At 45.4% G+C, this 317-nt stretch carries 1 pseudogene; it reads left to right on the top strand.

Annotated features, from left to right (window positions below):
• Positions 1-24: 24 nt before the first annotated feature.
• Positions 25-317: pseudogene (locus Q1B11_RS20345) on the top strand (transposase family protein); the annotation flags it as partial.

Raw genomic sequence — 317 nt, 5'->3', positions numbered from 1 at the left:
AAAAAACAATAAGAAACGTCGCTGATGCTTATAAAAACTATCCTCAATAAAGTTCATAAACTCAAGTCATTTGTTTATCAGGATGTAAAACTCGGCTTCCATCAGGGCTCTGAAGTCTTCGATGTGGCAGTCGTTCCCCGTAAGAATGGTCACGCTATCTGTTCAGGCTGCCTCAACCCAGCACCGGGTTACGATCGCCTTGCTGAACGACGCTTCGAGTTTGTTCCTCTCTGGGGAATTAGAGTTTTCCTGATCTACAGAATGCGCAGGGTTCAATGTAAGACATGTGGCGTAAAGGTTGAACAGGTTCCATGGGC

The sequence above is a fragment of the uncultured Endozoicomonas sp. genome (assembly GCF_947495845.1).
Lineage (GTDB): Bacteria > Pseudomonadota > Gammaproteobacteria > Pseudomonadales > Endozoicomonadaceae > Endozoicomonas.
Note: the sequence above shows the minus strand (reverse complement) of the source record. Positions and strands in the feature narration are given on the sequence as shown.